Source organism: Pseudomonas sp. S2_C11 (genome assembly GCF_054668395.1).
Genome location: NZ_CP162765.1, coordinates 5310397 through 5322652, shown reverse-complemented (window position 1 = coordinate 5322652; position 12256 = coordinate 5310397). Strand labels below are relative to the sequence as shown.

Here is a 12256-nt window from a genome sequence, read left to right as displayed (position 1 = left end):
CGGTCGTTGTCATTGTTGCTCGTCGGACTTTTTCTTCAACTTGGGGTTGGGGAAGAACTGCACCGCCTGAACCTTTTTGTCGGCGGCAGGTTTCAGCGCGCTGGTATTGACCCGCGTGCCCAGCTCTTTGGGCACCGACAGGCCTTGCTCGTTGAGCGTGTCGGAGTAACCGCAGGCCACGCATTCGCGGTGCGGCACGCCGTCTTCGTTCCACATCATCAACTTGTCCGGCTCGCTGCACGCCGGGCAGACCGCCCCGGCGATGAAGCGCTTCTTGGTGATCACAGGGCCGTCGCTCATGCTGCCGCGTCCTCACTCAGGCCGCTGTGGCGCAACAGCGCGTCGATCGACGGCTCACGGCCACGGAAGTCGACGAACAGCACCATCGGTGCCTGCGAGCCGCCGCGCGCCAGAATCGCCTCGCGGAACGCCCGACCGGTTTCAGCGTTGAGCACGCCGTCTTCCTCGAATTTCGAGAAGGCGTCGGCGGACAGCACTTCAGCCCACTTGTAGCTGTAATAACCCGCCGCGTAACCACCAGCGAAAATGTGCGCAAAGCTGTTGGGGAAGCGGTTGTAAGCCGGTGGACGCATCACCGACACCTCGTCACGCACGCCCTCGAGCACTTGCGCCACGCTGCGGCCATCGCCATGGGTGGCGTGCAGTTCGAAGTCGAACAGCGAAAACTCCAGCTGACGCACCATCATCAGCCCGGACTGGAAATTCTTCGCCGCGAGCATTTTTTCCAGCAGGTCCTGCGGCAGTGGCTCGCCGGTCTCGTAGTGGCCGGAGATCAGAGCGAGGCCTTCCGGCTCCCAGCACCAGTTTTCCATGAACTGGCTCGGCAGCTCGACCGCATCCCAGGCCACGCCATTGATGCCGGATACGCCAGCGTGTTCGACGCGGGTCAGCAGGTGATGCAGGCCATGGCCAAACTCGTGGAACAGGGTGGTCACTTCATCGTGGGTCAGCAGCGCAGGCTTGCCGCTGTCGGCCGGGGTGAAGTTGCACACCAGATTGGCCACCGGGCTTTGCAGCACGCCGTCGACGGTGCGACGACGGTCGCGGGCGCCGTCCATCCATGCGCCGCCACGCTTGTTGGCACGGGCATACAGGTCGAAGAAGAAGCGGCCGACGTGCTGGCCGTTTTCCTTGATCTCGAACAGGCGGACGTCCGGATGCCAGGTGTCGAAGCCTTTCTGCTCGGCGATCTCGATACCGTACAAACGCTGAACGATGGCGAACAGGCCGCTCAGGACTTTATCGATCGGGAAGTAGGCACGCAGGGTTTCCTGAGCAACGCTGTAACGCTGCTCGCGAAGTTTTTCACCGTAGAAACCGCTGTCCCAGCTTTGCAGATCGGCGCAGCCCTGTTCGGCGGCGTACGCGCGCAGCTGTTGCAGATCCTGCGCGGCGAACGGCTTGCTGCGTTGGGCCAGATCGCGCAGGAAGCTCAGCACCTGATCGCTGGATTCGGCCATTTTCGTCGCCAGACTCAGTTCGGCGAAACTGGCGAAGCCCAGCAGTCGGGCCAGTTCCTGGCGCAGGTCGAGGATCTCTTCCATCACCGGGCCGTTGTCGTTCTGCCCGGCATTCGGGCCTTGATCCGAGGCACGGGTGCAGTAGGCGGCGTAGACTTCTTCGCGCAGCGCGCGGTCTTGCGCGTAGGTCATCACCGCGTAATAGCTGGGGAATTCCAGAGTGATCAACCAGCCATCCAGACCTTTGGCCTGGGCGGCGGCAGCCATCTGCGCCTTGGCCGAATCGGTCAGGCCGGCGAGGGCGGCTTCATCGGTAATGTGTTTGGTCCACGCCTGAGTGGCGTCGAGCAATTGGTTGGAGAAGCGGCTGCCGAGCTCGGACAGCTTGCTCTGCACTTCGGCGTAACGTTTCTGCTCGGCTTCCGGCAGATCGATACCCGACAGACGGAAATCGCGCAGGGCGTGTTCCAGAATGGTTTTTTGCGCGACGTCGAAACTGGCAGCTTCCGGACTGTTGGCCAACGCCTCATACGCCTGGAACAGTTCGCGGTTCTGGCCCATTTCGGTGGAGTAGGCGCTCAGGGCCGGCAGGCACGACTCATAGGCTTCACGCAATTCGGCGCTGTTGCACACGGCGTTAAGATGGCTGACCGGGCTCCATGCCGCACCGAGGCGATCATTGAGTTCGTCCATCGCCAATACCAGACCGGCCCAGGTCGGGTTCTTGCCCTGGGTCTTGAGGATCTCGGCGATGGCGGCGCGGTTGTCCGCGAGGATGGTTTCGATGGCGGGCAGGACGTGTTCGGCACGGATCGTGGAGAACGGCGGCAGGTCGTAGGACTGCAAAAGAGGGTTGTTCACGCTCACGGTTGGCACCTTGGCTGGAAGAAACATGCGCCCATCTTAATTACAATCGACACTCACCGCAGCTATCGGCGACAGAGAGAGAACTAATCGTGTCCCTTCGCAAATACCAGAATCACACCCCCCGCCTGAGCAACGGCGCATTCGTCGACGGTTCGGCGGTGGTGATCGGCGACGTCGAAATTGGCGCAGACAGCTCGGTCTGGCCGCTGACGGTGATCCGTGGCGACATGCACCGCATCCGCATCGGTGCGCGCACCAGCGTGCAGGACGGCTGTGTGCTGCACATCACCCACGCCGGCCCGTTCAACCCGGACGGTTTTCCCTTGCTGATCGGCGATGACGTGACCATCGCCCACAAGGTCATGCTGCACGGCTGCACCGTGGGCAGCCGCGTATTGATCGGCATGGGCAGCATCGTCATGGACGGCGCCGTGGTCGAGGACGATGTGATCATCGGCGCCGGCAGCCTGGTGCCGCCGGGCAAGCGCCTGCAGAGCGGCTTCCTGTATGTCGGCAGCCCGGTCAAGCAAGTGCGCCCGCTGACCGAAAAGGAAAACGCCTTCTTCACCTACAGCGCGGCGAATTACGTCAAGCTCAAGGACCTGCATCTGGCCGAAGGCTACGACCAGCTCTGAATCGCCCTACACCTGCTCGGGAATTTCCATGCATTACCAGACTGTACTGTTCGACCTCGATGGCACCCTGACCGACCCGCGTGAGGGCATCACCCGCTCAATTCAATTTGCCTTGGCCAATCTCGGCATCGACGAGCCGGACCTGAGCAAACTGGAACACTTCATCGGCCCGCCGCTGCTGCAAGCGTTCATGCAGTTTTACGATTTCGACGAGGCCAAGGCCTGGGAAGCGGTGAATTTTTACCGCGAGCGCTTCAAGGTCACCGGCCTCTACGAGAATCGGGTGTTCGACGGGGTGACGCCGTTGCTGGAAACCTTGAGCGGGCAGGGGCGGCAGTTGTACATCGCGACGTCCAAACCGTGGGTGTTCGCCCGCGAGATCGCCCGGCACTTCGACTTCGCCCGCCACTTCAAAGTGATCTACGGCAGCGAGCTGGACGGCACGCGGACCAACAAGGTTGAGTTGATTGCGCATCTGCTTGAGGAAGAACGCCTGGACCCGGCACAGACCCTGATGATCGGTGATCGCAAGCATGACCTGATCGGCGCCCGCAGCAACGGCCTGGATGCGGCGGCGGTGGGCTATGGGTTCGGCAGTTTTGAAGAACTGAATGCCGAGGCGCCGCCTTATCACTTTGAAACCTTGGACGAGTTGCATCAGGCGTTTTTGCAGCGCTGATGAAATAGCCTTCGCGAGCAGGCTCGCTCCCACAGAGGCAGCGCGATCCAATGTGGGAGCGAGCCTGCTCGCGAAAGAGCCGTTATGCCTCCGAGTTCCTTAGGACTGGGCCAGCGCTTCCAGCGCCGCCTTACGCTCATCAACCGGCAACCGTCCCAACCGCTCAACCTCGGCATAAAACCTCAGCCAATCCCCATCCATTTGCCTGAACAGCGCCGCAAACGCCGGCACCCACTGGTCATACAGCCCGAACGGCAACAACCGCGCATTGTTCAGCGGCGCATTGACCCAGGCGTCATAGCGCTTGTCCCCGGCCCACTGACTGTCGCGCGTTGCCTGATACTCCCGGCGCAAGCGCTCGAATTCAGCTGCTTTGCGCTCACGCATCTGCTCAACCGACAGCGGCTGCGCATACAGCGTCTCCAGTCGTGAACGCGTGGCGAGTACCAGTTCGATGAACTGGTCACGCTGCTTGAGCCTGGCATCGGATTCCGCCTGCAAGCCGCGAAAGGCGCGCCATTGCCGCGTACCTTCCTGCTCGACAAACGTGGCAAATGACTCGTTGAATTCGGTGTCGTCCTTCACATAGAACTTCTGGTGCGCCAGCTCATGAAAGATCAGCGTGGCCAGTCGCTCATCGCCCCAGCCCATCATCGAATTGAGGATCGGGTCATTGAACCAGCCGAGCGTCGAGTACGCCTCGACCCCGCCGATCGACACATCCATACCCTGCAAACGTTGAATCGCCGCTTCGCCACGGGCTGCGCTCTGGCTGTAGTAGCCGCGATAGGCCACGCAGCCGGCAATCGGGAAGCAGTGATTCTGCGGTGTCAGGGAGAACTCTTGAGTAGCGAACACATTCCACACCACGTAAGGGCGATGGATATCGGCGTACAGGCGATAGCTCTGGTTATCCGGCAAATGCAGATGCTCGCTGGCAAAGGTACGGGCCTTTTGTGATTGAGCCAGATGCGCGCGCAATTTGGCATCGCGGCTGGGGTCGGCAATGACCTTCTCCACCGGCTCCCGGGCGCGCAGCAATTGCAACTGGCCGCTGGCGAGCTGGCTGTAATAGCTGACGCTGGCGCAACCGTTGAGCAACAAAAACAACACACCCGGAAACAAAATCGGAAAAACGCGATCAAGTAACCCAAGGCTGGAAAACGGCCTGATCAAAATAAGAAATTCCCCGGAAAGTCTGCCCCAAGACTATCCCGCCTCAAGGAGCACCGCTATGCGCATGTTCATGCTGACAGGAGGCCTGCTGACGCTGGCCGGTTGTGCCGGATTCGGAATGCCCGACCCCGACCCCTCGCAAGCCTGGATCGATCTTGACGCTCGCCAACACGACACGGCGCTGCAAGCCGTTCAAGTCGATGCCACCCAGGCCATCGACAAACGCTATTTCGAAGTGCAGCCCGGCAGCCATGAGCTGAAGGTGCGCTATCAATTCCCGGTCGAGGCCACCAATATCGGCCCGACTGCCGAACCGCTGTGGCGCGATTGCCAGTTGAGCGTGAAATTCAAGGACTTCAACGCCGGCCAGCGCTATCAGCTGCAGGCTGGCAGCATCGGCTTCAGGCCTTGGGCCAAGCTGTATGACGAACAGCGCAAGGTTGTCGGTCAGGGCACACCGGCGGGCTGTCAGAGCAGTTGATCGGCGCTATGCTGGAAATCCCGTCTAAGGATATCGATCATGCGCAAGTTGACGACATTGCTGGCCGCCAGTGTGCTCGCCGGTTGTCAGAGCCCGTTGCCGGCGGCCGATCCAGACAAAGCCTGGGTCGACTTCGCCATGCCTACCCCCGGCGGCAAGGTGCTGATGGCCGAGCGCCTGGATAAACAGCGCTCGCGCGACGGACGGTTTTTTCAGGTGACGCCCGGTGGTCATGAGCTCACCGTGCGCTTTGACTTCGAAGTATTCGGGGGTGGTCAGGGCATGGATACCGATCCGCAAGAGCGGCTATGTTACATGACCGTGCCCTATGACCACTTCGAGGCCGGGCAGCGTTACCGCCTTGAGGCCCGATCGCTGGCCTTCACGCCAAGTGCACGCTTGATCAATCGTCAGGGGCAGATCGTTGCCAACGAGCGGCAGATCAATTGCGTGCCGTGAAGGACAATCATCTATCGTTTTTCTGATAGATGATTCGCTTGGTGCCGTTCTCGCAAGTACCGACGATCATGGCCGAATCGTGCTGCTTCGCCTCTTCTACCGTGATGATTTCCAGGGTGTACGAGGGGATCGCCTTCGCCTGAATTTTGACCTCGATTTCCTTTCTGAGCTTTTCGCAGTCCTTGGGGGCTGCGAAAGCGGAAGTGGCCAGTGCACTGCAAAGGATCGCCAAGCCAATACGTTTCATCGATGAAGCTCCTTGAGGCAGCGCGCACGGGTGTGCGCTGAAGCTGCTGTCGATTATTCGACCACAATTCTGCAGAGCGGGTTCTGACTTTGCTCACACCTTGTATTAATTGCCGGCCGCTGAGCTGGTTTCGAGACTGCGTTCGCGAGCAGGCTCGCTCCCACAGGGGATCTGCGCCGTGCACAAATCCCCTGTGGGAGCGAGCCTGCTCGCGAAGGCGTCAGCCCGGCAAACGCCGAATCAGCTGACCAGCGAAGCCTCGAGGGTGATCTTCGCGTTCAGCACTTTGGAAACCGGGCAACCTTCCTTGGCCTTGTTGCTCAGTTCTTCAAACTGCTGCTGAGTTGCGCCTGGAATCTTCGCCTTGAGAATCAGCTTTACCGCAGTGATTGCGAAGCCGCCGTCAACCTGATCGAGGGTGACTTCAGCGTTGGTGTCGATGCTGTCTGCCTTCAGGCCGGCATCGCCGAGAATCATCGAAAACGCCATGGAAAAGCAGCCGGCGTGGGCCGCGCCGATCAGTTCTTCCGGATTGGTACCCTTGCCGCCTTCAAAGCGCGCCTTGAAGCCGTACGGCGCTTCGCGCAGTACGCCGGTTTCGGTGGAGATCGAGCCGAGACCGGTTTTCAGATCGCCTTCCCAATGCGCCGATGCCTTTTTCACGATAGCCATGTCTGCCTCCTCAAATGTGGCGCGGGACGCCGCGCCTTCGCGGTTTTTACTAGCAAGGCTTCTGAGGATAGACGGCGGAACAAAGTTCAGCCTGGCTGAATCGTTGACTTTTTTAGTAGGAAATTTCGCCGCTGCTATTGAATCTCGGGTATATGCCCTCATTCCATAAAACACGCTTATGGATTTGGCAGGTTTTCGCTCGCAAGAAAAACCTGCCTCCCCACCCGGAGATGCAGGTTCATGAAAAAACTGTCCGACGTAAAATTTTCCACCCTCGACCTGGTGCCAGTGCGCGAAAACGGCAGCGCGGCGCAATCGCTGCGCAACTCGCTGGACCTGGCGCAGCATGCCGAGAAATTCGGCTACACGCGCTTCTGGGTCGCCGAACATCACAACATGGACGGCATCGCCAGTTCGGCAACTTCGGTGTTGCTCGGCTATCTGGCCGGAGGCACGTCGACGATCCGCGTCGGTTCCGGCGGGGTAATGCTGCCCAACCATGCGCCGCTGGTGATCGCCGAGCAGTTCGGCACCCTCGAGAGCCTGTACCCGGGACGGATCGACCTGGGTCTGGGCCGCGCGCCCGGCTCTGACCAGATGACCGCCCGCGCCTTGCGCCGTGAGCGCTCGGGCAGCGCTGACGACTTCCCTGAAGACGTTGCCGAACTGATGCGCTACCTCGGCCCGCGCACCCCGGAGCAACGGGTGATCGCCATGCCCGGCACCGGCACCAACGTGCCGGTCTGGCTGCTCGGCTCAAGCCTGTTCAGTGCGCAATTGGCGGGTGAGCGCGGCTTGCCTTACGCCTTCGCCTCGCACTTCGCGCCGCGCTTCATGCACGAGGCGATCCGCATCTACCGTAACCACTTCAAACCGTCGGCGGTGCTCGACAAACCGTACGTAATGCTCGGCGTGCCGCTGGTGGCAGCGGATACCGATGAGCAAGCCGATTATCTGGCGACGTCGGTGTACCAGCGCATTCTTGCGCTGATGCGTGGTCAGAGCCTGGTGCAGCGTCCGCCGGTGAAAACCATGGACGGCCTGTGGCTGCCCCATGAACGTGAAGCGGTGGGCGATTTCCTCGGCCTCGCCATGGTCGGCGGCCCGCAGAAGATCCGCGCCAAGCTTGAGGTGTTGATCGAGCAGACCCAGGCGGACGAGCTGATTTTCACCAGTGATCTTTACGAACACGCCGATCGCATCCATTCCTACGAATTGCTGGCCCAAGTCATGAAGGGATAACGCGAACCCTTGTAGGAGCTGTCGAGTGCAACGAGGCTGCGATCTTTTGATTATGATTTGAAATCAAGATCAAAAGATCGCAGCGTCCCGCAGCTCCTACCCGGAAAATCATCGTCCACAAAAAAGCCGACGCATCCACGTCGGCTTTTGTATTTCAGGCGCAATCAACCTCGCTTGTAGACGATGTCCTTGCTGCCGCCTTCGCAACTGCCGACGACGTCGCCATCAGCGGCCGCACCCTTGTCGACAACTTCCAGCGAATAACCGGATACGCCTTTGGCGTCGAGCTTCGCGGCGATTTCGCTTTTCAGCTCTTCACAAGGCTTGCCGGCTGCAAACGCACCACCCGCAAGGCTCAACAAACCTACTGCCAACATGAACTTCTTCATCGGTCGCACTCCCTGGTCGGATTGAATGAGGCGGGCATCGGGTCATCCACCCGATGCGCCCACCTTGTAGCGCTTTGCCATTCCCTATGGCACTCGGCCAGCGCGCAAGTTCAGAAGACTAGCTCAAACTCAGCTGGCGGCAATCTTGAAGCCGACTTTCAGCGTTACCTGAAAGTGCGCCACCTGGCCGTTTTCGATGTGGCCACGGGTTTCGGTCACTTCAAACCATTCCAGATTGCGCAGGGTTTTGTTGGCTTCGGCCAGTGCGTTGTTGATGGCGTCTTCGATGCTGGTGGTGGACGAACCGACCAGCTCGACTTTCTTGTACGTGTGATGGTCACTCATGGCGTTCTCCTTGGGTTGGAATGGCGTGTGAAATTGAGCCTAGCAGGCAATTGCACTGTTGATTTCGGCGCCGCTGCGCTGGCGAAGTTCAGAATTTCTGCACTTTCTCGAAGTGGTGAAGTCCCAACCAACACACGCCACTCATCACCAATGCAGGAGAGCCACCATGGCCAACACCTCTTTACGTAAAGCCTCGTTGCAAAGCATGGAAGCCGAGATCGAGAGTCTGCTCAAATCGTTGGAAAGCTTGAAAGACGATGCTTCGGACGAGTCGCGCAAGACCCTCAAGGCGCTGAAAAGCAATGCCGAAAGTGCACTGAAACATTCCCGTCATCTGCTCAGCGACGCGTACGAAGAAGTCAAAGTGAAAACCCGCGAGACCGGCATTGCCACTCGTGACTATGCGCAGGAACACCCATGGACCACGGCTGGCGTGGCTGTCGGTGCAATCGGTCTGCTCGCTGCCTACTTTTTGTTCAAGCGCGGTGAGTGATCAGGCTGGCGCAGCTCGTTTTTGAGCCACTGCGCCAGTTGCCGAGCGCGCCCGTCCGCGGCGCGCTTGGGTAGCCACAACGCCAGTTGCGCCGGGGTTTCGCAGAAGCCCCATGGCGCAACCAGGCGACCCGCCTTCAGGTCTTCAGTTACTAACGGCTCCGGTGCGATTGCCACGCCGAGACCTGCAACAGCCGCCTCCAGCAAATAATACAAATGCTCAAAACCTTGCCCGAGCTTCAACGCCTTGGGATCGAGGTGGTTTTGCTGTGCCCAGCTGGGCCAGGCTTGCGGGCGAGAGGTGGTGTGCAGCAAGGGCTGCTTGAGCAATTCTGCGGCAGGAGCGTCGTGCAGGTTCTGATAACCGCTGAATAACGGGCTCATCACCGGGCCGATGCGTTCCGCCGCCAGTTCGTAGACCTGCATATCGGCCGGCCACGGTGGCTCGGCGAACAGCAATAGCGCATCAAGGCCCGGGCGCCGAGGATCGAGATCGCCTTCACCGGCCGACAGGTGCAAGCGCAGATCAGGCAAATCGGCATTCAGCCGTCCCAGACGCGGAATGAACCAGCGCGCCAGCAGACTCCCCGAACAACCAAGCACGAACGGCGCATCGGCAGTGCTTTGGGTCAATTCCGCACAAACAGTGCGCAAGCGATCAAACGCCTCTGCGCTGGCATCGCGCAGACGCACGCCGGCATCTGTGAGTTTCAAGCCACGCCCGTCCTTGACGAACAGGCTCACGCCGAGATGTTCTTCAAGCGCTTTCAGCTGGCGGCTGACCGCGCCGTGAGTGACATGCAGCTGCTCGGCAGCCTGACTGACGCTGTTCAGACGGGCGGTGGCCTCGAAGGCGCGCAAGGCATTGAGCGGGGGAAGGTCGTGGCTCATGGTATCTGTGAGTTTTCCTGACAGGTTGCGGCGATCTTATCGGTTTTCAGCCTGGAAAGTCAGGGGTAGAGTGGTCGTCATTGTCTTCTGACCGAATTCACCTGGAGCGACCCATGACCCAGACTTCGAACACCTCTGATCTGCGTAACGGCCCTGACGCCAACGGCCTGTTCGGTGCGTTCGGTGGCCGTTATGTAGCGGAAACCCTGATGCCGTTGATCCTCGACCTGGCCCGCGAATACGAAGCGGCCAAGGAAGATCCGGCATTCAAAGAAGAATTGGCCTACTTCCAGCGTGATTACGTCGGACGTCCGAGCCCGCTGTATTTCGCCGAACGCCTGACCGAGTTCTGCGGCGGCGCCAAGATCTACCTCAAGCGTGAAGAGCTGAATCACACCGGCGCGCACAAGATCAACAACTGCATCGGCCAGATCCTGCTGGCGCGGCGCATGGGCAAGAAGCGCATCATCGCCGAGACCGGCGCCGGCATGCACGGCGTGGCCACGGCCACCGTCGCTGCGCGTTTCGGTCTGGACTGCGTGATCTACATGGGCACCACCGACATCGAACGTCAGCAGGCCAACGTCTTCCGCATGAAGCTGCTTGGCGCTGAAGTCATTCCGGTGGTGGCTGGCACCGGCACCCTGAAGGATGCGATGAACGAAGCCCTGCGTGACTGGGTGACCAACGTCGACAACACTTTCTATCTGATCGGCACTGTGGCCGGCCCACACCCTTATCCAGCAATGGTCCGCGACTTCCAGGCCGTCATCGGCAAGGAAACCCGCGATCAGCTGCAGGCTCAGGAAGGTCGTCTGCCGGACAGTCTGGTGGCATGCATCGGTGGCGGTTCCAACGCCATGGGCCTGTTCCACCCGTTCCTCGATGACAAGAGCGTGGAGATCATCGGCGTCGAAGCCGCCGGTTATGGCATCGAAACCGGCAAGCACGCGGCCAGTCTGAACGGCGGTGTGCCGGGCGTGCTGCACGGTAACCGCACTTTCCTGCTGCAGGACGACGATGGGCAGATCATCGACGCCCACTCGATCTCCGCCGGCCTCGACTATCCGGGCATCGGTCCTGAACACGCCTGGTTGCACGACATCGGCCGCGTCCAGTACACCTCGGTAACCGACGACGAAGCGCTTGAAGCGTTCCACAAATGCTGCCGTCTGGAAGGGATCATTCCTGCCCTGGAAAGCGCCCACGCTCTGGCCGAAGTGTTCAAGCGTGCACCGAAGCTGCCGAAGGATCACCTGATGGTGGTCAACCTCTCGGGCCGTGGCGACAAGGACATGCAAACCGTGATGCACCATATGCAACAGTCGCAGCAGGAGAAACACTGATGAGCCGCCTGCAAACCCGCTTTGCCGACCTCAAGCAACAGAACCGCGCCGCGCTGGTGACCTTTGTCACCGCTGGCGATCCTGACTACGACACTTCGCTGGCAATCCTCAAAGGCCTGCCTGCCGCAGGTGCCGATGTGATCGAGCTGGGCATGCCGTTCACCGATCCGATGGCCGATGGTCCGGCGATCCAGTTGGCCAACATCCGTGCACTGGGCGCCAAACAGAATCTGGCGAAAACCCTGCAAATGGTTCGCGAATTCCGTGAAAGCAACAGCGACACGCCGCTGGTGTTGATGGGTTACTTCAACCCGATCCACAAATTCGGCGTCGAGCGCTTTATCGCAGAAGCCAAGGATGCCGGCGTCGATGGCCTGATCGTGGTCGACATGCCACCAGAGCACAACGAAGAGCTGTGCGACCCGGCGCAGGCTGCTGGCCTGGACTTCATCCGCCTGACCACGCCGACCACCGACGACGCGCGTCTGCCGCGTGTGCTCAACGGCAGTTCCGGTTTTGTCTACTACGTGTCGGTCGCGGGTGTCACCGGCGCCGGTGCAGCGACTCTGGAACACGTGGAAGAGGCGGTTGCACGTCTGCGTCGGCATACCGACCTGCCGATCAGCATTGGCTTCGGTATCCGTACACCGGAGCAGGCTGCGGCCATCGCGCGTCTGGCTGACGGTGTGGTGGTGGGCTCGGCGTTGATCGATCACATCGCCAGTGCCGATACGCCTGAGCAGGCCATCGATGGCGTGTTGAGTCTGTGTTCGGCGCTGTCCCAAGGCGTGCGCAAGGCTCGCGTCTAAAGCCGCAGGGGAAAACAAAAAGGCTTCAGAACAGGCGTTCTGAAG

General features: G+C 60.3%; 16 protein-coding genes. 8 read left to right on the top strand and 8 right to left on the bottom strand.

The features are described 5' to 3' along the window. Nucleotides 1-9 precede the first annotated feature (9 nt). Together AB4N48_RS23885 and prlC are read right to left on the bottom strand one after the other, a co-directional pair. The gene (locus AB4N48_RS23885) at nucleotides 10-300 is read right to left on the bottom strand and encodes a YheV family putative zinc ribbon protein (protein ID WP_056791282.1); all 291 of its coding nucleotides are present in this window, start codon (nucleotides 298-300) and stop codon (nucleotides 10-12) included. Continuing rightward, on the bottom strand, nucleotides 297-2375 hold the full coding sequence (gene prlC, locus AB4N48_RS23880; RefSeq protein WP_163032799.1) for an oligopeptidase A: 2079 nt from the start codon (nucleotides 2373-2375) through the stop codon (nucleotides 297-299). The genes AB4N48_RS23885 and prlC overlap by 4 nt, the downstream gene beginning before the upstream one ends. A 62-nt stretch (nucleotides 2376-2437) precedes the next feature. On the opposite strand from prlC, the gene AB4N48_RS23875 reads away from it, so the two are divergent. Both AB4N48_RS23875 and AB4N48_RS23870 read left to right on the top strand, forming a co-directional pair. Then, nucleotides 2438-2983, top strand: coding sequence for a gamma carbonic anhydrase family protein (locus tag AB4N48_RS23875; RefSeq protein ID WP_150637331.1), 546 nt, complete (start codon nucleotides 2438-2440; stop codon nucleotides 2981-2983). Between the two features lie 28 nt (nucleotides 2984-3011). Beyond that, nucleotides 3012-3662 (top strand): HAD family hydrolase, encoded by a 651-nt coding sequence (locus tag AB4N48_RS23870; RefSeq protein WP_460094414.1) that lies wholly within the window; start codon nucleotides 3012-3014, stop codon nucleotides 3660-3662. Between the two features lie 99 nt (nucleotides 3663-3761). Here the strand turns inward: AB4N48_RS23870 and AB4N48_RS23865 are convergent, their stop codons facing one another. After that, a complete protein-coding gene (locus AB4N48_RS23865) occupies nucleotides 3762-4838 on the bottom strand; it encodes an aminopeptidase (RefSeq protein ID WP_460094413.1) in 1077 nt (358 codons plus the stop codon). A 58-nt stretch (nucleotides 4839-4896) separates the two neighbouring features. On the opposite strand from AB4N48_RS23865, the gene AB4N48_RS23860 reads away from it, so the two are divergent. Further along, complete coding sequence (locus tag AB4N48_RS23860) at nucleotides 4897-5319, top strand: PA0061/PA0062 family lipoprotein (RefSeq protein WP_056791288.1); 423 nt, start codon at nucleotides 4897-4899, stop codon at nucleotides 5317-5319. A 39-nt stretch (nucleotides 5320-5358) separates the two neighbouring features. After that, nucleotides 5359-5778, top strand: coding sequence for a PA0061/PA0062 family lipoprotein (locus AB4N48_RS23855; protein WP_460094412.1), 420 nt, complete (start codon nucleotides 5359-5361; stop codon nucleotides 5776-5778). A gap of 7 nt (nucleotides 5779-5785) precedes the next feature. On the opposite strand, the gene AB4N48_RS23850 is transcribed toward AB4N48_RS23855, so the two are convergent. Both AB4N48_RS23850 and AB4N48_RS23845 read right to left on the bottom strand, forming a co-directional pair. After that, the gene (locus tag AB4N48_RS23850) at nucleotides 5786-6025 is read right to left on the bottom strand and encodes a DUF1161 domain-containing protein (protein WP_460094411.1); all 240 of its coding nucleotides are present in this window, start codon (nucleotides 6023-6025) and stop codon (nucleotides 5786-5788) included. A 240-nt stretch (nucleotides 6026-6265) separates the two neighbouring features. Further along, nucleotides 6266-6697, bottom strand: a complete 432-nt coding sequence (locus AB4N48_RS23845) for an OsmC family protein (RefSeq protein ID WP_016772308.1) — start codon at nucleotides 6695-6697, stop codon at nucleotides 6266-6268. A 240-nt stretch (nucleotides 6698-6937) separates the two neighbouring features. On the opposite strand from AB4N48_RS23845, the gene AB4N48_RS23840 reads away from it, so the two are divergent. Next, nucleotides 6938-7939 carry an LLM class flavin-dependent oxidoreductase gene (locus AB4N48_RS23840; protein ID WP_056791299.1) on the top strand — a complete coding sequence of 334 codons (1002 nt, stop codon included), beginning with the start codon at nucleotides 6938-6940 and terminating at the stop codon, nucleotides 7937-7939. Nucleotides 7940-8103: 164 nt separating this feature from the next. Here AB4N48_RS23840 and AB4N48_RS23835 read toward each other — a convergent pair whose 3' ends face one another. Together AB4N48_RS23835 and AB4N48_RS23830 are read right to left on the bottom strand one after the other, a co-directional pair. Then, nucleotides 8104-8328, bottom strand: coding sequence for a DUF1161 domain-containing protein (locus tag AB4N48_RS23835; RefSeq protein WP_071173980.1), 225 nt, complete (start codon nucleotides 8326-8328; stop codon nucleotides 8104-8106). 129 nt (nucleotides 8329-8457) lie between these two features. Then, the gene (locus AB4N48_RS23830; RefSeq protein ID WP_016772305.1) at nucleotides 8458-8673 is read right to left on the bottom strand and encodes a dodecin; all 216 of its coding nucleotides are present in this window, start codon (nucleotides 8671-8673) and stop codon (nucleotides 8458-8460) included. A 166-nt stretch (nucleotides 8674-8839) separates the two neighbouring features. Here AB4N48_RS23830 and AB4N48_RS23825 point away from each other — a divergent pair, with 166 nt between their 5' ends. Continuing rightward, nucleotides 8840-9166 carry an ElaB/YgaM/YqjD family protein gene (locus tag AB4N48_RS23825; protein WP_039757078.1) on the top strand — a complete coding sequence of 109 codons (327 nt, stop codon included), beginning with the start codon at nucleotides 8840-8842 and terminating at the stop codon, nucleotides 9164-9166. On the opposite strand, the gene AB4N48_RS23820 is transcribed toward AB4N48_RS23825, so the two are convergent. Further along, entirely contained in the window at nucleotides 9139-10056 is a 918-nt protein-coding gene (locus tag AB4N48_RS23820; RefSeq protein ID WP_252882950.1) for a LysR family transcriptional regulator, read from the bottom strand. The two genes, AB4N48_RS23825 and AB4N48_RS23820, sit on opposite strands and share 28 nt — an antisense overlap. Nucleotides 10057-10169: 113 nt before the next feature. Here AB4N48_RS23820 and trpB point away from each other — a divergent pair, with 113 nt between their 5' ends. Continuing rightward, nucleotides 10170-11402 (top strand): tryptophan synthase subunit beta, encoded by a 1233-nt coding sequence (trpB, locus tag AB4N48_RS23815; RefSeq protein ID WP_016772302.1) that lies wholly within the window; start codon nucleotides 10170-10172, stop codon nucleotides 11400-11402. Next, nucleotides 11402-12211 (top strand): tryptophan synthase subunit alpha, encoded by an 810-nt coding sequence (gene trpA, locus AB4N48_RS23810; protein WP_076564881.1) that lies wholly within the window; start codon nucleotides 11402-11404, stop codon nucleotides 12209-12211. Before trpB ends, trpA begins: the two co-directional genes overlap by 1 nt. Nucleotides 12212-12256 lie beyond the last annotated feature (45 nt).

What these genes read in the sequence shown, in the direction of transcription:
- AB4N48_RS23885 (WP_056791282.1), bottom strand. Translation starts at nt 300, where the DNA reads ATGAGCGACGGCCCTGTGATCACCAAGAAGCGCTTCATCGCCGGGGCG.
- prlC (WP_163032799.1), bottom strand. Translation starts at nt 2,375, where the DNA reads ATGTTTCTTCCAGCCAAGGTGCCAACCGTGAGCGTGAACAACCCTCTT.
- AB4N48_RS23870 (WP_460094414.1), top strand. Translation starts at nt 3,012, where the DNA reads ATGCATTACCAGACTGTACTGTTCGACCTCGATGGCACCCTGACCGAC.
- AB4N48_RS23860 (WP_056791288.1), top strand. Translation starts at nt 4,897, where the DNA reads ATGCGCATGTTCATGCTGACAGGAGGCCTGCTGACGCTGGCCGGTTGT.
- AB4N48_RS23855 (WP_460094412.1), top strand. Translation starts at nt 5,359, where the DNA reads ATGCGCAAGTTGACGACATTGCTGGCCGCCAGTGTGCTCGCCGGTTGT.
- AB4N48_RS23850 (WP_460094411.1), bottom strand. Translation starts at nt 6,025, where the DNA reads ATGAAACGTATTGGCTTGGCGATCCTTTGCAGTGCACTGGCCACTTCC.
- AB4N48_RS23845 (WP_016772308.1), bottom strand. Translation starts at nt 6,697, where the DNA reads ATGGCTATCGTGAAAAAGGCATCGGCGCATTGGGAAGGCGATCTGAAA.
- AB4N48_RS23840 (WP_056791299.1), top strand. Translation starts at nt 6,938, where the DNA reads ATGAAAAAACTGTCCGACGTAAAATTTTCCACCCTCGACCTGGTGCCA.
- AB4N48_RS23835 (WP_071173980.1), bottom strand. Translation starts at nt 8,328, where the DNA reads ATGAAGAAGTTCATGTTGGCAGTAGGTTTGTTGAGCCTTGCGGGTGGT.
- AB4N48_RS23830 (WP_016772305.1), bottom strand. Translation starts at nt 8,673, where the DNA reads ATGAGTGACCATCACACGTACAAGAAAGTCGAGCTGGTCGGTTCGTCC.
- AB4N48_RS23825 (WP_039757078.1), top strand. Translation starts at nt 8,840, where the DNA reads ATGGCCAACACCTCTTTACGTAAAGCCTCGTTGCAAAGCATGGAAGCC.
- AB4N48_RS23820 (WP_252882950.1), bottom strand. Translation starts at nt 10,056, where the DNA reads ATGAGCCACGACCTTCCCCCGCTCAATGCCTTGCGCGCCTTCGAGGCC.
- trpB (WP_016772302.1), top strand. Translation starts at nt 10,170, where the DNA reads ATGACCCAGACTTCGAACACCTCTGATCTGCGTAACGGCCCTGACGCC.
- trpA (WP_076564881.1), top strand. Translation starts at nt 11,402, where the DNA reads ATGAGCCGCCTGCAAACCCGCTTTGCCGACCTCAAGCAACAGAACCGC.